16 protein-coding genes are annotated in these 24,067 nt (G+C 43.5%); 7 read left to right on the forward strand and 9 right to left on the reverse strand.

Features of this window, described 5'->3' with window-relative positions:
• Nucleotide 1 precedes the first annotated feature (1 nt).
• Both N480_RS01605 and N480_RS01610 read left to right on the forward strand, forming a co-directional pair.
• Nucleotides 2-430: a GNAT family N-acetyltransferase gene (locus N480_RS01605; protein ID WP_063370788.1), complete on the forward strand. Its 429-nt coding sequence runs from the start codon at nt 2-4 to the stop codon at nt 428-430.
• Nucleotides 427-4,881, forward strand: a complete 4,455-nt coding sequence (locus N480_RS01610) for an EAL domain-containing protein (RefSeq protein WP_196761435.1) — start codon at nt 427-429, stop codon at nt 4,879-4,881. The genes N480_RS01605 and N480_RS01610 overlap by 4 nt, the downstream gene beginning before the upstream one ends.
• Here N480_RS01610 and N480_RS01615 read toward each other — a convergent pair.
• The 6 genes from N480_RS01615 to N480_RS01640 form a co-directional block, all read right to left on the reverse strand.
• A complete protein-coding gene (locus N480_RS01615; protein WP_063370789.1) occupies nt 4,878-5,825 on the reverse strand; it encodes an ion transporter in 948 nt (315 codons plus the stop codon). The two genes, N480_RS01610 and N480_RS01615, sit on opposite strands and share 4 nt — an antisense overlap.
• A gap of 19 nt (nt 5,826-5,844) precedes the next feature.
• The gene (locus tag N480_RS01620; protein ID WP_063370790.1) at nt 5,845-8,532 is read right to left on the reverse strand and encodes a bifunctional acetate--CoA ligase family protein/GNAT family N-acetyltransferase; all 2,688 of its coding nucleotides are present in this window, start codon (nt 8,530-8,532) and stop codon (nt 5,845-5,847) included.
• A 171-nt stretch (nt 8,533-8,703) separates the two neighbouring features.
• Complete coding sequence (locus N480_RS01625; RefSeq protein ID WP_063370791.1) at nt 8,704-10,545, reverse strand: methyl-accepting chemotaxis protein; 1,842 nt, start codon at nt 10,543-10,545, stop codon at nt 8,704-8,706.
• Nucleotides 10,546-10,632: 87 nt separating this feature from the next.
• Complete coding sequence (locus tag N480_RS01630) at nt 10,633-11,361, reverse strand: hypothetical protein (RefSeq protein ID WP_155732732.1); 729 nt, start codon at nt 11,359-11,361, stop codon at nt 10,633-10,635.
• Nucleotides 11,362-11,441: 80 nt separating this feature from the next.
• Nucleotides 11,442-11,954, reverse strand: a complete 513-nt coding sequence (locus tag N480_RS01635) for an NUDIX hydrolase (RefSeq protein WP_063370793.1) — start codon at nt 11,952-11,954, stop codon at nt 11,442-11,444.
• A gap of 64 nt (nt 11,955-12,018) precedes the next feature.
• Nucleotides 12,019-13,071, reverse strand: coding sequence for an aldo/keto reductase (locus tag N480_RS01640; RefSeq protein ID WP_063370794.1), 1,053 nt, complete (start codon nt 13,069-13,071; stop codon nt 12,019-12,021).
• A 266-nt stretch (nt 13,072-13,337) separates the two neighbouring features.
• On the opposite strand from N480_RS01640, the gene dinB reads away from it, so the two are divergent.
• The 4 genes from dinB to N480_RS01660 all read left to right on the forward strand — a co-directional run bounded on the left by dinB (nt 13,338) and on the right by N480_RS01660 (nt 18,306).
• The gene (gene dinB, locus N480_RS01645) at nt 13,338-14,393 is read left to right on the forward strand and encodes a DNA polymerase IV (RefSeq protein WP_063370922.1); all 1,056 of its coding nucleotides are present in this window, start codon (nt 13,338-13,340) and stop codon (nt 14,391-14,393) included.
• Nucleotides 14,394-14,516: 123 nt separating this feature from the next.
• Nucleotides 14,517-16,214, forward strand: coding sequence for a carbon starvation protein A (locus N480_RS01650; protein WP_063370795.1), 1,698 nt, complete (start codon nt 14,517-14,519; stop codon nt 16,212-16,214).
• Nucleotides 16,215-16,278: 64 nt separating this feature from the next.
• Nucleotides 16,279-17,811 carry a M17 family metallopeptidase gene (locus N480_RS01655; RefSeq protein WP_063370796.1) on the forward strand — a complete coding sequence of 511 codons (1,533 nt, stop codon included), beginning with the start codon at nt 16,279-16,281 and terminating at the stop codon, nt 17,809-17,811.
• Nucleotides 17,812-17,910: 99 nt separating this feature from the next.
• A complete protein-coding gene (locus tag N480_RS01660) occupies nt 17,911-18,306 on the forward strand; it encodes an HIT domain-containing protein (RefSeq protein WP_063370923.1) in 396 nt (131 codons plus the stop codon).
• A gap of 13 nt (nt 18,307-18,319) precedes the next feature.
• Here N480_RS01660 and N480_RS01665 read toward each other — a convergent pair whose 3' ends face one another.
• Nucleotides 18,320-20,002, reverse strand: coding sequence for a dipeptidyl-peptidase 3 family protein (locus N480_RS01665; RefSeq protein WP_063370797.1), 1,683 nt, complete (start codon nt 20,000-20,002; stop codon nt 18,320-18,322).
• 217 nt (nt 20,003-20,219) lie between these two features.
• Between N480_RS01665 and N480_RS01670 the strand changes: the two genes are divergently transcribed.
• Nucleotides 20,220-21,059: an HDOD domain-containing protein gene (locus tag N480_RS01670; protein ID WP_063370798.1), complete on the forward strand. Its 840-nt coding sequence runs from the start codon at nt 20,220-20,222 to the stop codon at nt 21,057-21,059.
• A gap of 38 nt (nt 21,060-21,097) precedes the next feature.
• Here the strand turns inward: N480_RS01670 and rdgC are convergent, their stop codons facing one another.
• Nucleotides 21,098-22,006, reverse strand: a complete 909-nt coding sequence (rdgC, locus tag N480_RS01675; protein ID WP_063370799.1) for a recombination-associated protein RdgC — start codon at nt 22,004-22,006, stop codon at nt 21,098-21,100.
• 152 nt (nt 22,007-22,158) lie between these two features.
• A complete protein-coding gene (locus tag N480_RS01680) occupies nt 22,159-23,919 on the reverse strand; it encodes a sensor histidine kinase (protein ID WP_063370800.1) in 1,761 nt (586 codons plus the stop codon).
• Nucleotides 23,920-24,067: the final 148 nt, after the last annotated feature.

Here is a 24,067-nt window from a genome sequence, read left to right on the forward strand (position 1 = left end):
TATGACGTTAAGCTGCTATTGCCTTCCTGCGATTCAAACGCCCTTGGTAAACAAGTTTTTTCAGAAACATAACGTGCGCGGCCGAGCAACAAAACAAGATCAAGTTTGGGTCATTAAACAGACTGATTTAGTTGCCGCGTGCAGAGTACAAAATGTTGATAATAACTTTTTTTTATCAACCGTTTTTGTTGACTCAGCTTACAGAGGGCAAGGAATGGCAAAAATGCTTGTTGCGCATGCCACTGAAAGCACTGAACAGTGTGTCTATACATTTGCTTATAAAAATGTCACAGCGTTGTATTCAAAGCTAGCGTTTGAGCCGGTGGATAGTGTGTCACTCCCCTCCGCTCTACAAAAAAAATTTGCAAGTTACGTAAAGCAAGGACGTGATATCGTACCTATGTGTTATTCAGGGAACGTGCACAAATGATTCAGTTTATTCTTATACTTGTTTGCATATTTAGTGCTGTATGTTCGGCGCAAGTGGCGCGTATATCTCCAGCAGAAGGGCTATCACAGAGTTACGTGAATACTCTGCTATTTGATAAAAAAGGGTATTTGTGGTTATCAACTGAAGGGGGCTTGAATCGTTATGATGGTTACCAAGTACTAGAGGTAATGGGCCCTAATAGAGCCTTGGATAAGATGCAAATCGATCGGATCTATCAAGACTCTCAGGGTATGATTTGGATAGCCTCCGGCCGCGCGGGTTTCTTCAGTTATAATCCAGAGCAAGATACTTACCGACAATACATTAAAACACCTTCTTCTGAGCAGGACTACATTCACAATAGCGTTTTCCAAATGTTGGAAAAGAACAGCAATGAGCTTTGGTTAGGTCGCACGCAAAATGTATCAATTTTGAATAAACAAACGGGTGAAATTAAAGAAGCGATCCCTATTCCTGGGATGACTGAGCGCAGCTTAGTGAGAGCGCTATTGCAGTATGACGACATACTGTACATAGCCACGACCGAACAATTGTTCGCTTATCATATTCCCACAAAGCAATTAAAGCCACTTCAGCATCTTAGTTCTCCTGAGCATCCATTTGAACACAATACAAAGTCCTTGTTATTACTTGATGATAACACCTTATTAGTCGGTGCCGTGTTAGGTCTGTATGCTTTAGACATAGGCGAATTGCAAAAGGACTTTAGTGCGACCCCAAGTTATAAAACATTGCTTGAAGACTTTAATATCTGGCATATGTTACGCCAGCAAAACTATTTGTTATTAGGCACCGATAAAGGGTTAATGCGGCTTGACCCTGAGTCGCTGACAATTACGCCAGACTTGCGGTTGTCGCAGAGTAGATTTCCTATCTCAGATAGCAGTGTCATTCATTTAAACGAAGACCAAAATGGTGGAATATGGGCTGCCACACGGACCGATGGCGCTTTTTATTTGCCACCTGAAAACCATATTTTTGATAATGTGCAAGCAGAGTCAATTGTTGGTGAATTGTCTCATGGCACCATATGGGGGCTTGTCGAATTTCAAGGGTATATCTGGGCTGCAACGCGCGACGGATTAACAAGGTATGACCCGAAAACACGAGAAGCAAAGCCTCTTTTACAGGGCTACATGGGAGAGAGTTTTTTACCTGAATACTCTATTATTTCGCTCTATCCTCATAAAGATAAACTATGGTTAATCAGCAACCGAGGGTTGTTTGTGTTTGAACCCAAATCAGAGCGTATCTATCGACCTAGTGCTCAAGACAAGAATGCCACCCAAGTGCTGGCTGGATTCGTTAAAGGAGCCGCATTAGTAGAGCCTGGGTTACTTTACTTTGTGGATGGCAATTCTGGCTTTTACTTATTTGATATTGAAAAAGGGCGGCTTGAATCGCTTGGCACTCAGTTTGAACAGTTTGACCCGTTTCTCAGTTATGGCTTTTTTCCACCTTTATCTAGTCACCCCTCGCAACCTGTTTTTTATAGTGAAGGGCGCTTATTCCGATATGATCATAGCACGGATACGTTGACTCAAATTTATCAAGTTCCTAAAGCACACAAGCAGTCAGCCGTGGATTTACTTAGCTATACAATCGACAAAAATAATGTGCTGTGGCTGTCATTTGCGACGCATGGATTAGTGAGGTTGACAGCAGATGGGTACAAAGAACTCCCGCTTCCGGCTGACTCGTTTTCAGTGACCAACTTCCTCTTATATGAGATGCAGCAAGATGAAGCGGGCATGATATGGATGTCTTCGCATCAAGGCATATGGCGCTTAGATCCAGATAATTTTCACCTACAAGGTTTCACAATTAACGACGGCTTGATGAGCAATGAATTCAATAGCGGGTCTTCTGTAAAATTGCAAGATGGTAAAATTGCGTATGGTTCGTTACAGGGCATCACTATCTTTGATCCTGAAGTAAACCGTCCTAGTAAGCCTTTACTAACCCGTGTCAACATTACCAATGTTGATTTAATGTCTCGGGACTTAAAACCAGCTGGGCTCAAATCTTTTTCTTCAATCGAGTTGGATCATGATGATATTGGACTAGAGGTGTCTTTTTCAGCTATGGCATTCACTGCCCAAGAACGGATTGTGTATGAGTATCAGCTATCGGGTGAACAACGTATTTTAAGCCGAAATAGCAATCGGGTTGTTTTTCCAAAACTTAACCCCGGTAATCACCGCTTAAAAGTATGGGCAAAAGATCCTTTGACTGGGGATTATACACAGCCGGCTGAGTTGAATATTAAAGTTAAATATCCATTTTGGCGCTCGCCAATGGCTTTGGCCTGTTATTTGATACTAGCAAGTGCGCTTTTTGCACTATGGGTACATCGTAAAAATCGCGTAGCGCAATTGCTGATGGCTGCGCATAAAGAGACTCGCAACAGTGAAACCCGCTTAAAAATGGCTCTGGAAGGAAGTAATTCAGGGGTGTGGGACTGGCAGTCGGGCTCAAATTTAGTTTATCAACCGCGGCTAGTAAATGAACTAGGTTATAAAGCAGATTATATTAATCTAGATGATTACTTAGAGTTAATACACCCACAAGATCGCGCATTATTCCGTATTGAATGGCTTGAGTTTGTATCAACAGCGAAAGGCTACATAGATTGTACTTATCGTTTGCGAAACCGAGTAGGGCAGTGGCGTTGGTACAAGGACTATGGCAAGGTGATGGCATGGCGTGAGGCCGTTCCAATGCGCGTGGCAGGCACTTATACTAACTTGACCCGCGAGCGTGTATTTGAAGAGCGTGCTTCCCTATTTGGCGAGGCATTTGAACAAACGCGCGACTGGGTAATGATTTTTGATAAGCGTTTTCGGATCCTTGCTTGTAACAAAGCACTTCAAGAGGCTTTTTCGGTACCGGCCAACCCGACTTCAAGTACTAGCGTGAGTTTAGGTCTTGAACGCCATGTTCGGATGCACTATTTACGTGCAATGAGTGAGTTGAGTGAAGACGAGTATCACAGTGCTGAAGAGGCACTGCGCTTACCAAGTGGCGAAGTGCGTCATGTGTTGGTAAAGGTGACTGCTACACTCGGCCAAAACTATATTATTGTCTTGACCGATATAAGCAAACAAAAGCGCACGGAAAAAGAACTTTATCAATTAGCAAATTATGATTCGTTGACAAAGCTGCCCAATAAAGTGTTGTTTATGGATCGTGTGCAGCATGCACTTGAACAGGCAAAAGATGCCGACCAGTCGATGGCGATATTGGCGATTAAGTTTGGCAGATTGCAGCGATTAGCAGATACCTTTGGTAACGAGTTTGTTTCAACTGTCATTCAAAGGGTCGCTCAAACTTTACAATGCTGCTTTAGAGAAGTTGACAGCTTGGCAATTGGTCATGAGCGAGATTTCTTTATTTTGATGGAACATTTAGACAATGTAGATGCTGTAACCCGCTACATTCATTGCTTGATGGAGCGTTTCCAAGAAGGCATTGAGGTACATGATCAACATGTTCATTTGCAAGTGTATGTGGGGGTTGCTTTATATCCAGACGATGCCAGTGATGCCTTTGAATTAAATCAAGCGGCAGAAATAGCGTTAAGCCATGCTAAAAAGTCTTTGGTGAGTGGCTATCAATTTTATCACCATGATATTAATCAGCAGGCTAAAAGAACAATTGAAATCGAACGTCGCTTGAATACAGCTTATAATGATGAGTTGTTTTGTAATTATTATCAACCAATTCTTAATGGGACTAAGGGTGAAATAGAAGGTTTTGAGGTATTACTTCGGTGGCCCGAAGATCCGACTTTCAGTGCTCAAGAATTCGCAAATGCAGCTGAAAAAACGGGCCTAATTACCAAGTTATTGCTTCAAACATTAGAGCGGGCGCTTATTGAGCTTAAGGTGTGGCATTTATCTTGGCCAGATCTGTACCTGTCTATTAACCTGTCAGCGTTAGACTTTGAGTACGATGAGCTGATAGCTAGGATCAGGCAAGCTCTTTTGAAGGCCAATGTACCAGGGCGATGCTTAGTCTTTGAGATCACCGAATCGGTTATGATGGCGGATGCGGAGCAGGCAATAGATCGAATGAATGCATTACGTGCTCTGGGCTGCCGTTTGTATATGGATGATTTTGGTACTGGGTATTCATCTTTAACTTATCTGAAGCAATTTCCGGTGGATGCGTTAAAGATAGATCGCAGCTTTATCTCCGATATAGGAGTGGACAAAGATCATGAGACCATTATCCATTCCACTCTGTCATTGGCCCACAGTTTAGGCAAGTTTTGTATCGCTGAAGGTGTTGAGAGTACCGAGCAGTTAAAATTTTTGAGGATGCTTGGTTGTGAGCGTTTTCAGGGCTATTTATTCAGTCCGCCGCTACCTGGTGATTTAATTTCACACCAGATGGAAAACGCTTGGCAAGAAATGTTTCGTGATTAAAGCTTTTGACCACAGTGCCTGCAATACATATTTTGTGCGCGCTGTGATGTCATGATCTTGATTGCTTGATTTGCCTCAGTGGCACTGAGTCCAAGTTGGATCCTCAGTGCTTCTAAGTGTTCTAGTTCACTTTCTTCGAGCTTCCCATCCACCAGCGCATGCAAAATAGCCTCATTAAAGGCATCACGTCGTTTACGTAATTGGTCTGCAAAGCTTGAAGCGAGTAAGCCGGTAGGGATAGCAACCATTCCCATACTCAATAAGGTGATCACGCCACCAAAAAAGCGACCTAATGGAGTAATAGGTACAACGTCCCCATAGCCTACAGTGGTAAGTGTTGCCATGGCCCACCACATTGCAGCGGGGATTGAACCAAATTTTTCAGGTTGGACGTCATGTTCAATGAGGTAAATACCACAGGAAGCGACTATCAGCACCAATGACATAATAAAAAACGCTGCCATCAAAGAACTGGCCTCTTCTTTAAATGCTGCGAGCAGTAATTGCATCGCGCGTGAGTAGCGTGTGAGTTTGAAAATTCTCATCAGTCTAACTACCCGTAAGAAACGCAAGTCAAAGGTAAAAAATACCATCAACAAGGTAGGTAAAATAGCGATGAGATCGATTACAGCCAGGGGAGATCTCACATATTTAAACCGAATAGAAAGGTGACTTTTGGTTTTATCTCGGTAATTTACTTTGTCGACACAGCACCACAGTCTAAGTAAATACTCGACACAGAAAATACCAACAGAAACAATTTCAATGTAAAAAAACAAGCGATAATATTGCTTTGCTAATGCTGGCACTGACTCAAGTACAATTGCAATGACATTAAATATGATCAGTGCAATTAGGAATATATCTAGGGTGTGAGCCACTTTTCTGTATCGTCCGCTGCCTTCTAAAATTGCAGCTGTTTTTTGTCTTAGAGTCAAACTCATTGTTCGCTATTCACATTAGTTACTTATGTTCAGTGCTTTCATGTAAGGGCAGGGTCATAATGGTCGCGCCCTCTTCAAAGTCACGCCTTACTTTAAAGCCCAGATGCTTTGCGAGAGTGATCATGCCTGAATTTTCGGGTAATGTGATCCCTTCGATGGTCCCTACGCCTTTGTCTCGGCAGTAATCTATAGCCGCATTCATCAGTAGCTTGCCTAGCCCCAAGCCTTGGCTATCAGACCGGACAATAACCGAAAACTCAGCACTAATGTTGTCTGGATCCATCAAAACTCGAGATACTCCAAGTGTGCGATAGGTACTTTTATGCCGCTCACTGACAATGAAGGCCATTTCTCGGTCGTAGTCAATCTGCGTCATCTTCGCTAACTGCTCATGGGTAAATTGAGGCAACTGGCCAAAGAACCTTTTATATCGATCTTCTTGGCTAAGTGATTGATCAAACTCTTGATGGCTGCGCTCATCTTCCGGTTTGATGGGCCTCAGTATAGCTTGATGACCATTTTTAAGGGTAATACTACGCTCTAATTCTTTCGGATAAGGCTTAATAGCTAAGCGCTTTCTGCCAGCAAGAGGGGTATAAGACGAGAGTGTGATCTGTGCGTCTAAAACTAGAAACTGCCCCGAACTCGCTAAGATTGGATTTAACTCCAACGTGCTTATATCGGGCTGCTCCACAATCATTTGTGACACTCTAGTGAGTAGTGCACAGAGACGGTATTTATCAACTTTATCGGGCAAGGTGCGCTCTTTTAATACACCTTTGTCATGCGCCGCTGCAATTAGGTATTTGGCAAGATTCATATTCAGCGGAGGCAAGGCGACGGCAGCTTGAGAAAAATTTAAGCCTGTTCCAGCTTCACCTAGCAGGATAACCGGCCCGACATCAGGTTCTGTTTTGATGGCAATTCTGAGTTCTTGTGTACCTGCCCTAGACGCCATTTTTTGTAATGAAAATCCTTCAATTTCTGCGTCAGGATAGGTTTTTTTGATACGCAGCAGCATAGCAAAAGCGGTTTGCTCAACCTCGTTACCGTCGTTTAAATTTAAAACGACGCCACCCACTTCCGATTTTGACGGGATAGCAGGGCTAATAAGTTTTAAAGCAACTGGATAACCGATCTTATCGGCTTGTTCTCTTGCATCACTGGGTGTTAACGCGACTTCTGTCTCAATACATTCAATACCATAGCAAGCGAGAATTTGACGAGATGAGTGAGTCGACAAATAGCGGTGTCCCGAGTCTAAGCATGCCGATATACGCTGTTTGGCCGCTGCACTATTTATTAGATCATCTTGAATGATTGATTCTGGTGTTTGTGTCAGGTGTTTTTGGTTACGTCTATAGGTGATCAAATGCATGAAAGCGCTCACCGCACCTTCCGGTGTGCGGTAAGTGGGAATGTGACTCAGAACACATATATCTCTAGCGGAGCGCGCAGCATCCTCTCCCATAAAATTAGTCATAACAAAAGGACGTGCCATTTTAGGGAGTTTTTCGAGGGTTTGAGCAATAATCTTGGCATAGGCGCTACTTGGTGCCAACGCTGAAGGTGTATGGATGATAAGGAGGTTTTTTACTTCATCAGCTTTTAAAAGAATTTCCAATGCTTGCTGATACCGCTGCGGTGATGAATCGCCAAAAATATCCACTGGATTGTCAGTTTGTGAAGACTGTGGCACGATTTTATTGAGTGCCGTGATAGTTTGTTCACTGAGCGTTGCCAGTTTACCTGAACGCATCAAAAGCGTATCTACCGCCATAATACCTGGGCCACCGCCGTTAGTTAAAATGGTTAAGTGCTCTACTTTTAGAAGCTTAGGGTGTAGTGCTAAGGTCTGGGTTGCTGCAAACAGCTCGCGCAAGTCGTTTACACGCAACATACCAGCGCGTTGGAACATTGCATCGTAGACTGCATCATCGGAAGTCTTACCGCCTGTATGATTGTAAGCCGCTTGAGCGCCAGCCAATGTTCGCCCTGTTTTAATAGCAATAACAGGCTTATTAAATGCTGCGGCTCGAGCAGCGGAGATAAATCGTCGTACATCTTTAATATTGTCGATATAGAGCAATACGGCTGAGGTCTTAGCGTCTCTTGCCAAGTAATCAAGCAGCTCATCGAAATCGATGTCGATGCAATCTCCCACTGAAACAAAGTGTGAAAAACCAATATGTTTATTTTGAGCCCAGTCAAGAATTGTTGAACATACCGCAGCTGACTGTGAAACAAACGCGAGTTTTCCGGGTCTTGCAACGGTATGTGAGAAGCTTGCATTGAGGCCGATATGAGGCAATATCAGCCCAAGACTATTTGAGCCGAGGATCGTGACACCGGCATTGAGTGCAGTCTCTTTTAATTTTAATTTTTGCTGAGTATCTAGACCCGCAGCAACAATAATTGCGTGCCGACATCCGAGGTGGCCCAACTCTTCAATAAGCTGACAAACTGTATTTTTGTTTGTGCAAAGGATGGCCAAATCAGGCGTATGTGGGAGGCTTTTAATATTAGGGTAAGCAAGCACTCCTTGCACTGCGGTATATTTAGGCGTGACAGGCATAATAGGCCCTTTAAAACCACCTTGCAGTAAATTACGCATCACCACATTACCCGCGCGAGCTGGGTTACTGGACGCACCAATCACTGCGACCGAATGAGGGTTAAAAAATTGCCCTATGCGTTTTACACTCATGCCTACTCCTTTGATTTAAAAGCGACCAATGTACGCGCTGGGCTATGACTTTAACATTTTTGCGGGATAATTCGAGCAGATAAGCGAATTACTTTGATCTGACAAGTGAGGGCGCTTACCTACTCAACTAAATAGGAGCTGGCATAGATAAAAATGCTTGCCAGCTTTCAGCTAAACTTTAAAACGTGAAACATCCTCCTGCATTCGGTGTGCATCATGTTCTAATGCTTCGCAATTTTTACAGTTTTCACAGGAGTCTACGTAGAGCTGCTCAGCAGACACTGAAATATTGGCGGCGGCATCTTCAACGCCCTGAACTGTAGCCATTTGCTCTTCAGTTGCGCCAGCGATTTGAATGACCATGTCACGAATTTTATCCATAGCGAGTTTGTTTTCGTCCATGCTTTGCTGAGCTTCAGTAATACCTTCGTACATTTTTTCACTCAAGTTTAAGCTAGTTTGCATCGCCTGCTCAGACTCGGTTACCAAGCTTTGCAAGCTATGGATCATGCGTTCAATTTCAACAGTAGAGCTTTGAGTACGCTTTGCTAATGTTCTTACTTCGTCAGCGACTACAGCGAAACCTCGACCACTTTCACCTGCTCGAGCAGCTTCGATAGCGGCATTGAGCGCCAATAGGTTGGTTTGCTCTGTTATCCCACGTATTACAGAAGTGACACTTTCAATTTCACCACTTGCAGACGATAGCTGCTGCATAAGTTGGCTATTCTGATTTATATGGCCAGTTAATTCTGACATGTTGTTGTGCGCTTTATGCATAATGTCGGAGCCTCTAGCCATGTTTTCGTCTGCTTCATTGACATTGTTTTGCACAGCAACACTATTTTCAGCGATGAGTGATACAGCTTGGACTAACTCGCTTACGGCTGTTTTAACCGCATGTGTATTATTTTTTTGCTCCTCAATGGCCTGTTGTGAGCGCTTTGTCACTTCGACCGATTGATGTGCGCCTGTTTCGACATTTTCACCAGTATGCTTAATTTCGCGTACTATGTTGGCGGTAGTGTCAATAAACTGATTAACCGAACCAGTAAACTCTGTAACTTCATCTTGCCCTCTTAGTTCAATGTGATGGGTTAGATCACCGGCACCATGGCTAATAGTGGCCATATTGTCATTGGCTACTTTTAGTCGGCTGACTATTTTATAGCCCTTCCACAATAGCAGTCCCGCGATAATTGCAGTCAGAATAGTGGCCAGCGCCATCCCTTGGGTTTTGGCAGTGCCTAATTCTTGATGAATATTTTGGTCGATTTGGCCGGACAATTGCGTCATTGTATTTTCAACTTTGTGAATGCTGTTTCTCAGCTCTCCACGTAATCCAGACTCAGCGTCAAGGCCACGCTCCATCAGTGCGACAGTTAGTGCGCGGGCGGTATTTTCAAATTGGGTGAGGTCGTTTTGTCCTTCGCTAAACTGGTCGTTGAAATAGACTTTCATGACAGCCAACTGCTGGGTTACTTCCTGTTTGGTTGACATGTTCAAATTGGTTTGAAAGTCATTTTCTAATAAGACAAGCCTAAGGGCTTTACTCATTGCGGTAATGTCACCAATATTGGTAAGAGATTCATGCAGTGCTAGCTCAGCTTGATTAAATTCTCCGCGAAGACCCTGCGTGGGTGTGAGGCCTATTTTTTGATCTAAAGCGACTAAGTTTCTGAGCTTGAGTTCGTAGTCTGATAAATCATTTGCTGCGATTTGAAGCTCTTGCTGTAAAGGTTCAGGTAATTGCGTACTTAATATCCGAATATTATTTCGCATTTGCTTGATCCGCACATCAAATTTACTGACGTATTTTTCCTTTTTACGGAGTAAAAAATCTTTTTCATGGCGTCTTAGCATGAGTAGGTCGTTACTAATTTCTTTGCTTTTGGCAAGGCGTTGCCCAAGAGATGCAATATGCGTGGTCTCGTACCACAAAACGCCTACCATACAAAACATGGCGAGCATAACTAACGAGGAAAGTAATATAAAAGTCTGGCGAATGGTCATTCTCTACTCCTTTAACCTTGTTGCTCCTAACAACAAAACTTAGAACAGAATTTATAAATTACCAATGCGAAGCCAGATTTATTGAAATTATTTGTCTAACCACTTGTTCATTACAGCGTCATAAGTGTTATCTATTACACTTTTGTTACATTTATACCCAAGAGAAACCCACTCATTCGAAAAGCCTTCTGGTGCAGGGGTACTTGGATCCGCATGCATGACCTTGAAACAAGTGTCTCCCTTTTGGTATTCCGTAAAAAGCAGATTTTTTGTTACCATTTTGGGCCCTTGCATCTGGATGTTTTTATGCTCAGTAGGGACTGTTAGTCGTGACTCTGAATACTTATTTCGGCTTATATCGCGACTGCTAAAGTTTGTGCTGAGCTTCGCTTGCTGCGCCTTAAAAGACTCTAACCCCAAATAGGGATCTAGCTGCTTAAAATGAGGTTCGTTGGTCAGGCTTTTTGAAGCCTTGCTTGAAGTTGCGTCAATCTCATTTGGTGCTTCTGGCTCTGGTTTATGTTGAGGGGGGGATGCATGATGAGGTGCGGCCCTTTCAATCGTTTGCTTTGGGTTAGCCTGAGGCGCTGATACCTGTTTAGATTCTTGGGGTTTAGATCGCACGTCAGAATGGGGTGGTGCTGTTCGTACTGTTGTGGTTTGGCGTTCAGGCTCGCTATCCTCAAAAACAAGATAAGTCTTCATTGCGGGAGCTGGGGACGGTTGGGGTGATATTACTACCTGTTTACTCAGTAAAAACAGCAACAATAAATGGGCTGTGATAGATAGTAATATCGTTGATAGTGTTTTATGCACTGGCTTCCCTTTCCCGGTGTTATTATTATCAACCAATCAATGGTGGCATGGGGCAGTGCTTAAGACCAAAAATATTCGGGTTAGTTCAATCCAAACTCATCTGCGATGGCTTCTAAAATAATGGTTTCTCTTTGTAATGATTGACCTTTTTTATCGCTATTTGCCAAAGCACTGCGATTGTGTGCGATTGCGTCTTTGATTGGTAACCACACAGGGCGCATGCCATTGGCTTGTTCATAAGACTCCATTTGTGGTGTGGTGAATTCACCACAGATTTCAACTAAATAGCAATGTGAAACGATTTTTACGTTGTCAAAATCAGGCTTGTACCAATGCTGATATTCTTCATAAACCCCAAATGGCTTAATATTGGTAACGGATTTTGCACCGGTTTCTTCTAAGAGCTCTCTTGCTAGGGCGTCTTCCATGTCTTCGCCGTTGTCTACGCCGCCTCCTGGGAGCGTGTAATCATCATACCTAGCCGTGTAAAGTAATAGAATGTCATTACCGCGCAGGACAATTGCTCGGGCAGCCAGTCTTTCAAAGCACGAGCCTGACAAAGGCTGAGCTGGAGATAAATTGAGTTGTCTCATAAATTACTGAAATATCGAATACATGCAGGGTGATGATACTATCACACCTACATGCGATTGAGTCCTAAAAAGGCACTGGGTAGGTTTTTAGAATGGTGTCTATTTCTGCAAGTGCTTCCGGTGGTAAAGGCTTGTCAAAAGCAGTAATGTTTTCTTTCAGCTGACTCATACTGGTTGCACCGATTATTGTTGACGCTACCCCATCAACCTGATCGCACCACGCAAGGGCTAACTGTGCGGTCGTTAAATGGTGCTCATGGGCAATTTCTTGGTATGCAGCAGTGGCTTGCTGAGAATACTGGGTATCTCTGAATAGCCCGTGTCGTTGCATCAAAGTCCAGCGGCTGCCAGCAGGTCTTGCGCCCCCCAAATATTTGCCAGTGAGTAGTCCTCCTGCGAGCGGAGACCACGGGAGGTAGGCAATGTCTTCATTTACGCAATTCTCCAGTAAATAGGGCCAATCTTTTTCATGGAGCAAGTTGAATTCATTTTGAATCGAAACTGGCCTTTCCAAACCTTGCAGGTGGCAGAGGTTCAGATAGGTATTTAAGCCCCAGGGCGTTTCATTCGACAGCCCCCAATGCCTAATCTTTCCTGCGGTGATACACGTTTTTATCCCCTCTAAAATGTCTGCCATTTCTTCAAGTTGTTGCGCTTTGCTCACGGCATGTAAGTCCAACATACCGTGCCAATGTTTGCCAAAATGAGGTGAGGTCCTATTGGGCCAGTGTAATTGATATACGTCGATGTAGTCGGTGTTTAGTCTCTCCAGAGAGTGATCAACAGCATCTATTACAGCTTGTTTGTTAATAGGTTGTCCATTTCTTATCCAATCAAGCCCAGCACCAGCAATTTTAGTTGCTAATACAATATCTTGACGTTTCTCAGAATGACGCTTTATCCAATCGCCGATTATTTGTTCTGTTTTACCGTAGGTTTGTGGCGACGGTGGTACCGCATACATTTCAGCAGTATCGATAAAGTTGATCCCTTGACTTAGCGCATAGTTTATTTGTTCGTCAGCATCGTGCTGATTGTTTTGCAACCCCCAAGTCATACTCCCCAAACAGACACGCGAAATCTCAATTGACGTGTGGCCTAGTTGGCTGTACTTCATACATACTCCTTGCAAAGGTGGACAGGTTAAAACTGGTGATGCAGCAATGTAATTGCGCTACATACAAAAATGTTCTAACAGCAGTGTAGAGCATTTCAAGGTGATCTGCAGAGCTTTGTATCGAACAATCTTTAGGGACTCATAAATTTGCATTTGTACAGGGCTAAATTTGGCGCAATGCTAACATTACGCACAGAGCTGGACAAACGTACCTTGAACTGTCACTATACTGTATATATAAACAGTTTTATTTGTTGAGCGCACCTGTGAGAAAGTTTATTCATATTGATATGGATTGTTTTTACGCTGCGGTGGAAATGCGCGATAACCCATCTCTGGCGAATGTTCCAATGGCCATTGGCGGCCGTAGTCATCGCGGAGTGTTATCTACTGCGAATTACATTGCGCGCGAGTATGGCGTGCGCTCCGCTATGTCTAACTACAAAGCCAAACAATTATGTCCTCAGTTGATAATCGTTCCGGGGCGGATGCAAGTTTATAAAGAAGTGTCGCAACAGATCCGTGCGATTTTTGCAAAGTATACTGACTTAATCGAACCGCTTTCGCTGGATGAAGCGTATTTGGATGTGACTGATTGCGATGCGTGTCAGGGAAGCGCGACTCTAATTGCCCAACAGATAAGAGCTGAGATCTACCACCAAACCGGCCTTACCGCGTCTGCCGGCATTGCGCCAATAAAGTTTCTCGCCAAAATTGCCAGCGATGAAAATAAGCCAAATGGTCAGTGTGTTATCACGCCGTCTCAAGTAGATGAATTTATCGACTCATTGCCACTGAAAAAAATCCCCGGGGTTGGCAAGGTTACCCATGAAAAGCTACTGGCTTGTGGTTTGGTGCACGGTAAAGACGTTAAAGCTCTGAGCTTAGATGAATTGGCAAATCGTTTCGGTAAGTTTGGCAGGGTATTGTGGCGCCGCTGCCAGGGCATAGATGAACGGGGCGTCGAAACGGAGCGAGTACGCAAGTCCGTCGGAGTTGAAACCACGTTTGAAAAGGATATTCAAGACCTCAGCCAATTAAAGTCCATTTTGTGTGACAAACTTATTCCTGAACTAACCCGCCGTAGCGCTGCTTATCAAGCTGAACGAGAATTTACTAAATTGGGTGTGAAGGTAAAGTTTTACGACTTTACTCAAACTACTAAAGAGTGCCAATGTCATGAAATTGACCAAGATATATTGTGCACTTTACTAGAGCAAGCGGTGGCTCGACACGGAAGTAAACCAGTGAGGCTTGTAGGTGTACAAATTGGTTTGGGAGATTCGCCAAGCAATCAGGTGCAAATGGGACTGTTCAATTGATTACAGCCGAATTACAAGCATTTAATAACTATAGAAATGGTACACTGCGACTAAAATATAACTGCTTTTATGTTTATCCGTGTTAAAGTGATGTTAATACAAAAATAACACAGAGGACATCCCATGCAATCTATTATGATAGTGTTGTTTGGTATCTTGGGTATGCTATTTGGCTGGTTTGTATATTCCAAGTTTATTGCCACAAAAATCTTCAAAATGGATGACGACTTTGTCACACCTGCCCACGAATTCAATGATGGTGTTGATTATGTACCTACCAATAAAGTGGTGTTGTGGGGGCATCATTTTACCTCTGTTGCTGGTGCGGCGCCTATTGTTGGTCCTGCGATAGCTGTTTATTGGGGCTGGGTCCCCGCCGTACTTTGGGTCGTAATTGGCACTATATTCTTTGCCGGTGTACATGATATGGGAGCTCTGTGGGCCAGTGCTCGCCACAAAGGTAAGTCAATGGGCGCACTGTCTGAGAGCGTCATAGGCAAACGTACTCGCGCGTTATTTATGATTGTGGTGTTTTTGGTATTATTGATGGTGAATGCGGTATTTGGCGTGGTCATTGCCAACTCTTTTGTCGCAAACCCCAATGCTGTTTTTGCAGCTTGGGCTGCCATTGTTGTTGCGCTGATTATTGGTCAGCTGCTTAAACGCAAAGTACCCTTGGTTCCACTGTGTTTGGTAGGGGTCATTATCTTGTATGCGACCATCTACGCCGGTAGTGACATGCCCATCGCTTTGCCGAGTGAAGTGTTTGGCTTAACTGATAAAGCGAGTTGGATTTTAATACTCTTTGTTTATGCCGCTATTGCGTCATTATTACCTGTCTGGATGTTACTTCAACCCCGTGATTTTATTAATGGTATGCAGCTGTTAGTAGGCTTGGTACTGCTTTACGGTGCGGTATTTGTCGTTATGCCAGATATCACAGCGCCTGCCTTTAACACTCAAACAGCCATTGATACACCGAGTATCATTCCACTTTTATTTGTCACTATTGCCTGTGGCGCAGTATCGGGCTTTCATGGCATTGTCTCGTCTGGTACTAGCTCCAAGCAGTTGAACAAAGAGACCGATGGTCGCTTTGTTGGCTACCTTGGCGCAGTAGGCGAGGGATCTTTGGCATTGATCACTTTGGTCGCTGTGAGTGGTGTTATGCTGGCTGTTTCGCCTGAAGAGTGGCATGAAATATACAGCCACTTAGGCGCAGGCTCTGTGGGGGCATTCATCCAAGGCGGTTCCAATTTAATTAGCACAGGCTGGGGGCTATCCGCTGAAATTGCTTCCACACTATTGGCTGTAATGGTTGTATTATTCGCCGGCACAACCATGGACTCTGGTGTTCGACTCCAGCGTTATATCATTCAAGAGTGGGGTGATATATACAAATTGCCAGTCCTTAAAAATGGCATTATTGCAACTTTGGTTGCTGTGGGGTGTTGTTTACTACTGGCGTTTGGGGCTGGTGGCGCCTCTGGTAGCGGCGGTATGATCATCTGGCCGTTGTTCGGTTCTACTAACCAAATTTTGGCCAGCTTAACTTTGCTGGTTATTTCAGTCTATCTCATCAAATTAGGCCGGCCTGCGAAGTTTACGCTCATTCCCATGATTTTTGTGATTTTGATGGCCTTCTTTGCGGGATTAATTAAATTAGGTGAGTACTATGAAAAAGGTAATTGGTTACTCGTTGGGTTAGATATTGTGGTACTTGTTGTGAGTGTACTAGTTATGCTTGAAGCTTGGAGTGTGGTAAGTAAACTGAAAAATACACCGCAAAGCGCACCGGACAGCAAAGAATCCAGTGTCTAACTTGGTTCTTTGAGATAAATAACCGATAATCGGCCCTTTCATTATAAGAAAAAGGGCCTTTTTTATGTCTTTTCCTCTCGCTCTGCCAGCATCTAGCTGGCAGCAAAATGACGCGGATGCCGTGATTGTGATCGCTTCAAATGTAGCTGACTTAGGTGATAAGCAGCTTAATGAAGCTGTAGCACCTTATCTGGCTGTTGACGCAAGACTCAGTAACCAAGCGAATGTTTTACTTGCCGAAGGTGTTCCTGGAAAGCGTTTAATTGTGGCACCCACCGGTCCATTAAATAGAGACTTCGACGATGTACGTCGCTTTTTTGAAGCAGGCCAAGCTGGTATTGCGCAAGCTAAAGCGGCGGGCGCTGTTAAACCTGTTATTGTGCTTGCTGGTGTACCGCAAGAGACTCGCTATGCAAATGCACTACAGGTAGCCTTTTTAGGTGCTTGTCAAATGCTTTGGCAACCACTTGAAGCGCGAGAGTATCGTGGTGCGCAGATAGAGCCGGTAGAACACGCGTTTTTGGTTGGTGCAGACGAAGCACTTTGTTCACAGTTAAATGCGATTGCAGCAGGCCAATATGCAGCACGCGATTTATGCGGTACTGAGCCGGAGCGTATGGCACCTCCTCGTTTTGCTGATTATTGTGTTGAATTATTTGCAGGTACCTCGGTAAGCGTTGAAGTGATTTCTGACAGGGCCACAATCGATAAAGACTACCCGATGCTTGGCACTGTTGCGCGTGCATCTTACGCTGTTGAGCGTCATCACCCTCGTGTTGTTAAAATGGAATACGTGCCAGAGGGTGACGTGGAGCGCACGTTAATGTTTGTCGGTAAAGGCCTTGTATATGACACTGGTGGTGCTGACCTTAAAGTGGGTGGTTTTATGGCTGGTATGAGCCGTGACAAGGGCGGCGCAGCTTCAGTGGCAGGTTTTATGAAAGCAGTTGCCCAGTATCAACCTAAAGGTGTCAAAGTGATTGCCTACTTGGCTGTAGTGAGAAACTCGATTGGTTCAGATTGTTTTGTACCAGATGAGATCATAGAGACACGTGAAGGGGTTCGCGTGCGTATCGGTAATACTGATGCGGAAGGGCGCTTGGCAATGGGTGACCTATTAAGCGAAGTAAAAGACCTCGCTAAATCTGAAATTAACCCTGAGCTATTTACCGTGGCGACACTGACGGGCCATGCCGCACGCGCAATGGGTCCTTATAGCGCATATGTTGAAAATGGACCGGCACGTGCAAATTCCGTATCTCGTTTAATCGCTGACCAAGGTGATCTATGGGCTGATTGTGCTGAAGTGTCACGCAGTCGCCGTGAAGATTATGACTTTGTTAAACCACGCACTTTGGCTGATGATGTGTTATCTAGCAATAATGCGCCTTCAGCGGTAACCGCACGTGGTCACCAGTTCCCAATGGCATTTTTAGCCATCGTTGGCGGTTTAGACAAACATGGTTGTGACTCTGAACAGCCGATACCATACGTTCACATGGACATTGCAGGTAGTGGTGTTGAAGGGGGCGATTGGCAACATGGTAAACCAACGGCAGCAACAGTAAGTAGCTTATTCGCTCGCTACTGCTTATAAGGTAAGCAAAATCTAGTGTCTGAAAACACATTCAGTCACTACTTTTAATTCAAAAGCAGATATCATTGGTATCTGCTTTTCTCTTTGGAGTGTTTAATGATGACTTTTGAATTGGCCCCAGAATTACAACGAGATTGCATAGAGCTGGCTAATTGGCCCCTTTGTAAAGTTTTACTTATGAATGATAGTCAGTATCCATGGTTTATTTTGGTGCCAACAGTGCCTGGGCTGAGAGAGATTATCGACCTTGACGAGCAGCAGCAAACTCAGTTTTGGCAAGAGTCGAAGCAGTTAAGCGAACTGCTAATGTCTGTATTCACCCCAGATAAGCTAAATGTAGCTGCTCTGGGTAATATGGTACCTCAACTACATGTTCATCATATCGCACGTTTTGAGGATGATGCGGCATGGCCTAAGCCTGTATGGGGTGTAAACCCAGCCAAGGCTTATACAGAAGCACAATTGGCGGAGCTAAAAAAGGCGCTAGCTTTGTAGCGCCCTCGAGAAGTTAAAGTCCAAGCACCGCTTTACCTTGCTTAAAGGTGACATCCACAGGAATGTTCGCCTGAGCAAGCTTAGTTAAATCTGCTTGTAACTCAGCTTTGATATCACCATGGGTGGCGATGAGCTGATCGACTTTTTGGTAATCACCATCACCTTGTAAAGTCAGAATTAGGTTAGATAGTTTCGCCATTGCAGCACCCATTTTTTCCATATCAACTTGATATAGCCCTTGTGCATTTTTAGAAAACGCACCTTCTTGTTTAAAGAAATTAAAACGGATCATGTTGGCCTTACCGTGTGCGCTAGAAGCGCCAAAGCGCACTGAACGGAAAATACCTGCCATAAATGTGACGTAGTAGTCCTCCAGTGTGCCTTCGGTAATCTCTCCTTTTTTCAGCAACTGCTCGACCATGTACAGACCAAGAATGTCGGCTTTTCCTTCTTCTATGGCACTGGCGTGCTCTTGAAGTGACTGCCTTACAGTGCCTTTTCCAGTAATGGTATTTTTGATACCTAAGCCATGGGCGACTTCATGAAACATTGTATTGGCAAAAAAAGCGTCGAAGGTAATGTGCTTGCGCTGCTCAGGCACAATTAATTGATCTGCGATAGGCACCAAAATTTTGTCAAACTTCGCGCGCATCGCATTTTTGAGTTGCAACCTACGAGTGCCTTTTTCTAGTTGAACCTGCTCATCATTTGGTAGATTAATTGCAATGGTTTTACTGCCTGCATTCGAATGACCTGCATAGTAAACGACATCATATGCATTGAGATCGGCATCAGACCCCGGTACTTCTTGCTTATACATTTGGTCAACGGGTAAGCCTGTTTGCAGCTCTGGTAAAAACGCAGCAAATTTTGCTAGACGCTCACTCCAGGCAAGATCTTTAACTAAGACATATGATTCAAAAGCGCTACGGTAACCAAACAGCTGATCTTCATAAGTTTCAATTGGCCCTATCACTACATCGATTGGGTTATTCTTCATGTCCATCCAAGCGAAGTCTGACGGCTGATAGCTGTTATTTAACAGCGCATCAGCGCGCATGTTTAGGTAGTTTGCAAAGTCTTTATCAACGGCTAGGTTACTTGCCTGACGCAGTAATTTTGCAGCCTCGTCTAGCTCGGTTCTAAACTCTGAGGCATAAGCTTTGCTATACAAGTTACCTTGCTGATCTCGCTTGACCATCGAGTATAAGCCTTGCTTGTCTTTGAAATCAGCATTATTGAGCTCAGCTTTGGTTATGTTATCTGGATAAAATTGGGCACCCGGTGCTTTTTCACTAAAAGTACTGAGAAATACTTTATCGCCATCTAAACGGTCCCAAGGGCCATAGTTAATATCCGCAAAGCGGCGTACATCAGGGTCTTCGATCCGCGACAAAAACGCTGCTTTGTCCTCACCAAAAGCTTGTTTCCAGAATAAATCATCCATAATTTTCGAGGCATCTATTAGGATCCCAATCATTTTCTTTTGATTGTCATTAAGGTGACTTAAGTCGCTTGTTAGTGTGACTTCGGTATAAATATCTAAGCGCTGTTTATCTATGTTCTGCAGTGTATAACTTACGCTATCTGCCGATGTTTGCTGACTTTTTGTTGACTCTTCTGTTTGCTGTGAGCAAGCACTTACAAGCAAGCCTGAGGCGACTAAAATCGCACTGGATAGTTTAGAAAGTTTCATCATTTACCCTTGAGTTTTTAGTTATTATGATTGTGAGGCTCTATGATGCTGAAAAAAGGCGTTTTGAGCAAACAGTTGAGGCAAAGTATTATTTTATAATTTTTTGTAAGAATAATTTTTATACTTTTCTTAACTTTATCGAGAAGTTAGACGATACTTAAATGAGCTAAAAATTATAAGGCCATAGCTAAGTGGCGAATTTAAAGGACTTGACCATATGTCTACAGAAAACGCATTACTTACCATTCTTGTCGATAAAATTAATAACGATACACTTGTCTTACCGACTTTACCTGAAGTTGCAGTGCGAGTCCGCCAAGCTGCTGATGATCCTGAGGTAAACTTACTTCAAATGGCGGATGTGATCTCGCATGACCCTGCACTTGCCGCACGTATGATTAAAGTGGCAAACAGCGGCTTTATGGGACGGTCGATTAAAGTGAACACGCTCAATCAAGCGGTTACACGAATAGGTTTACGGCAAATAAAAAACATAGCAACAGCGATGGCTATGGAGCAATTGTTTGTCTCAAATAATAAGTTAATAAAAACTTACATGGATAAGGCTTGGCAAAAAACGCTGAAAGTGGCATGTCAGGCAATTTCGACCATGGAGTTTTACTTGCGGATTAACAAACATACGTCATTGAACAAAGATACGATTACGTTGGCGTCGTTGGTCTTTAATATTGGTGTACTACCCATTTTAACGGAAGCAGAGAAGCACCCAGAAGTGTTTGCAAATCCAAGCTTTTTGGCACACGCGATACAAAAACTCGCAGGCAGAATTGGTGGGGCGATAATGCGCGAGTGGGGCTTCACCGATGAGTTTGTTGAAGTTGCTGAAAGTTGGGCTAACCCCAACTACAAACCAGAACATGTTTGCTATGTGGACTTTATTCGTGCTGGTGCCATTGTAGAGGGCATTTTGCAGGTGTCAGACAAAGCTGCTGCATTGGGAGTTTATGAAGAAAAGGGCGTACTGCGCTCAATCGACACGTTTACAGATGATGCTTACCTTGAGTTGCTCGCGGACGTGAAATCCATGTTTGCGTAGTCAAAGTAAATTGAGAAAAGGGCCAATAGGCCCTTTTTTTATAAGTCGTCTTTATCACCGAGCTCTTTGGTTAAATCTTCCAATAGCTCTTTGACTTCTTCTGAAACCAAAATAAAGTCAGCGTCGAGTTTAATCGCTAAGTCTTCTTTTGGAATATCTGCATTTTGCTCTTTTAACGCGTCGTTGTAACTGACTCGTTTGATTGACCCATCGTTCTGCAATAAGAATTGCACACGCTCACGCCAGTCTAGCGCGAGTTTGGTGACTCGTTTACCATTCTCTAGATGCAGTTTAATTTCGTCACTTGCAAGGTCATGCTGTTTGAGTTTAACTTGTGCGCCTTCATCAGCAGCGTCTTGCAATTCTGCGTCATTACCAATGGCAAAGCCTTCAGGAGCCTCGAATTTAGTTAACCAGTCTGTGAGAAATACATCTAAATCATAGTTGGCAAATGCCGGTACGATTGGCAATGTACCCAATGACTTACGTAGTAATGCCATCATTTCTTCAGCTTTGTTAAAGCTTGCACTGTTCACGATTACCCAGCCACTTTCTTGATCGATAAAAGCGAATTGTAGGCTCGATTTCTTGAATGCTTGAGGTAGTAAAGTTGCGAGAATATTTTCTTTCAACTCGTCTTTTTCTTTCTTTTTAACTGGACGGTTTTCTTCGCGTTCAATCTGCTCAACTTTTTCAGCGACCATATCGTTAATAACAGCTGCAGGTAATACTTTTTCTTCACGCTTTGCGCACAGTAGAATACTGTTCTGTGAAAAGTGAGACAAAGTCTGTCCATGTTTGCCTAATGCGTTTACCCAGCCAAATGTGCTCATATCTTGGCTGCCACAAGAGCGAAAAATATCTTGCTCTAGTGCTTTTTCAAAGTCTTCTTGTGTGTACGAAACATCTTGCTTAAAACGGTAACAGATTAGGTTGCTGAACCACATATCATTTAAAATCCGAGTGTGAAAAAACGAATTGCATCATAGCAAATCTCTAATGTCGCGAGCAAAGACTAAAATGGTTAAATTGACTTATTTGAAAATTTCAAAAGGAATGAATGCGGTGAGCCTCATATTTAAGACTCACCTAAAGTGTGTTAACTAAACATAGCCTGCTGTGCCTGCATCTCTTTTGGAAAGCGAATGTAGTAGGTCAGCCCTTTTCCTTCCTCAGAGCTGACTTCAATGTCGCCATTTAGCGTCTGCTTAACGAGGTTAAAGGTGATGTGTGTACCGAGGCCACTTCCCCCCTGGTCGCGCTTGGTTGTGAAGAATGGATCAAATAGCTTTTCTAACTGAGCGGGTGACACACCTTTACCGTTGTCTTTGTAAACAATTTTTACATCATCATTGTCATCGGTAATTTGAATATCTATGACGCCCTTATTTATACCCTCAAAGCCATGGATCAGGGAATTCATGATTAAGTTTGTAAATATTTGGCTGATTGCACCAGCTGGGAGATTTAAAGTTAAGTCCGCAGGGCAATCAATGTTAACTTCATGGGCTGTTTTTTTCAGTTTGGGGTGTAAGGAACGTAATACTTCACCGAGATATTGGTTAAAGTTTATGGTTCTGACAGCTTCACTGGCTTGATCCACTGCTATTTGCTTGAAGCTAGCCACCAGCTCTGATGCACGTGCTAAATTGTTGGTTAACAAGCTCGTGCTTTGTTTTGCTTCATGCATAAATTCTTCGAGTGCCTTGGGCGACAGAGTTTTCTCTTTGTAGGCTGCCTCTAGTTGATCTAAACGCTCTTGCAAGAACGATGTGGCGGTTACTCCTATGCCAACTGGTGTATTGATGTCGTGTGTTATACCGGCAACTAAGCCACCGAGCGCAGCCATTTTTTCTGAGCCAACTAAGCGTTCTTGGGCCATATTGAGTTCTTCAACATACTTCTCAAGCTCGTTTTGTTTGGTTAGCAACTCTTCTTCCGTTTGACGTCGTAAGTCAATTTCTTCTGTCAAAGTGAGTTTTTGTTTTTCTAACTCGTATTTTTGTTGTTGCAGGTCCATCATAGCCTGACTTAAATTTGAGGTTTTTCGGGCGACTTCTTGTTCAAGCTGGATATTGTGCTGATCGAGCTTTTCATTACTGATTATGAGCTCTTTTTGGGTTTGATCTAGTTGCTTACGGTATTCAGCCACTTTATCTATTAGTTTATTGAACGCTTCCTCCATAACTTTCAATTCGTTGCGTTCGGTGGTATCAATTTCTATCTTGTGGCCATCCACATTGTCCACTTCGAAGTCTTCGATTTGCTCGGTGAGATCCGTGAGCGGCTCGGTCAGTAGTTTTCTAAAAGCAAGCAGAAACAGGATGATCAAGAAGGTGGTTTTCACCATCGCATTACCAATTAAAAAGTAAATTGAGATCATTATTCGACTAAAGACGACTTCTCTACTTGAGAACAGCGTCACATCACCAACTTGCGTAGCTCTGCCGGAAAATTCAAATATGAGTGGAAAGGTATAACCAAAGAGGCCGGATGGGGTATCCTCAATAAGGGCTTCTTCTTGCACGAGTTGTTGACTATATAGCTCGTGGATATTCAGCGAGCGACCGAGCTGTGAGATGATTTCTCCACTGTCATCTCGGACGATGATCCCCTCTATCATTGGGATAGCTAAAAGGCCCTCTGCTGTGGTAACAGTTTGTTTGGTATTGAGTTCCCAAATGGCACGAGTCAAGCTGCGACTGAAGGTTTTTTGCAGCATGGTCAGCTCATTGCGAATATAGTCTTTGGTATTTACGTATTCTGCGACAACTTGTCCACAAGTCACCACAAACGTTAGTAGGAAGTAAACTGACAGAACATTTGTAAGCAGTTTTTTCGACAGACTTTTTTGTAGCATGGAGTATTCTTAGCTCCTGACAACCAAATAAATGCGCGCGTGTTAAACTTAAAGTTAGCCAATAAATGGCTAAAAATAAATGTTTATCTTGCTATCTTTACAACATACAAGAAGAGATAAAAAACTTACTGGATGTTGATTATTGTGT

This window comes from Pseudoalteromonas luteoviolacea S2607 (assembly GCF_001625575.1).
In the GTDB taxonomy this organism is placed as follows: Bacteria; Pseudomonadota; Gammaproteobacteria; order Enterobacterales; family Alteromonadaceae; genus Pseudoalteromonas; species Pseudoalteromonas luteoviolacea_E.

Excerpts from the sequence above, each read along its gene's own strand:
- N480_RS01605 (WP_063370788.1), top strand. The coding sequence starts at position 2 with ATGACGTTAAGCTGCTATTGCCTTCCTGCGATTCAAACGCCCTTGGTA.
- N480_RS01610 (WP_196761435.1), top strand. The coding sequence starts at position 427 with ATGATTCAGTTTATTCTTATACTTGTTTGCATATTTAGTGCTGTATGT.
- N480_RS01615 (WP_063370789.1), bottom strand. The coding sequence starts at position 5,825 with ATGAGTTTGACTCTAAGACAAAAAACAGCTGCAATTTTAGAAGGCAGC.
- N480_RS01620 (WP_063370790.1), bottom strand. The coding sequence starts at position 8,532 with ATGAGTGTAAAACGCATAGGGCAATTTTTTAACCCTCATTCGGTCGCA.
- N480_RS01625 (WP_063370791.1), bottom strand. The coding sequence starts at position 10,545 with ATGACCATTCGCCAGACTTTTATATTACTTTCCTCGTTAGTTATGCTC.
- N480_RS01635 (WP_063370793.1), bottom strand. The coding sequence starts at position 11,954 with ATGAGACAACTCAATTTATCTCCAGCTCAGCCTTTGTCAGGCTCGTGC.
- N480_RS01640 (WP_063370794.1), bottom strand. The coding sequence starts at position 13,071 with ATGAAGTACAGCCAACTAGGCCACACGTCAATTGAGATTTCGCGTGTC.
- N480_RS01650 (WP_063370795.1), top strand. The coding sequence starts at position 14,517 with ATGCAATCTATTATGATAGTGTTGTTTGGTATCTTGGGTATGCTATTT.
- N480_RS01655 (WP_063370796.1), top strand. The coding sequence starts at position 16,279 with ATGTCTTTTCCTCTCGCTCTGCCAGCATCTAGCTGGCAGCAAAATGAC.
- N480_RS01660 (WP_063370923.1), top strand. The coding sequence starts at position 17,911 with ATGACTTTTGAATTGGCCCCAGAATTACAACGAGATTGCATAGAGCTG.
- N480_RS01665 (WP_063370797.1), bottom strand. The coding sequence starts at position 20,002 with ATGAAACTTTCTAAACTATCCAGTGCGATTTTAGTCGCCTCAGGCTTG.
- N480_RS01670 (WP_063370798.1), top strand. The coding sequence starts at position 20,220 with ATGTCTACAGAAAACGCATTACTTACCATTCTTGTCGATAAAATTAAT.
- rdgC (WP_063370799.1), bottom strand. The coding sequence starts at position 22,006 with ATGTGGTTCAGCAACCTAATCTGTTACCGTTTTAAGCAAGATGTTTCG.
- N480_RS01680 (WP_063370800.1), bottom strand. The coding sequence starts at position 23,919 with ATGCTACAAAAAAGTCTGTCGAAAAAACTGCTTACAAATGTTCTGTCA.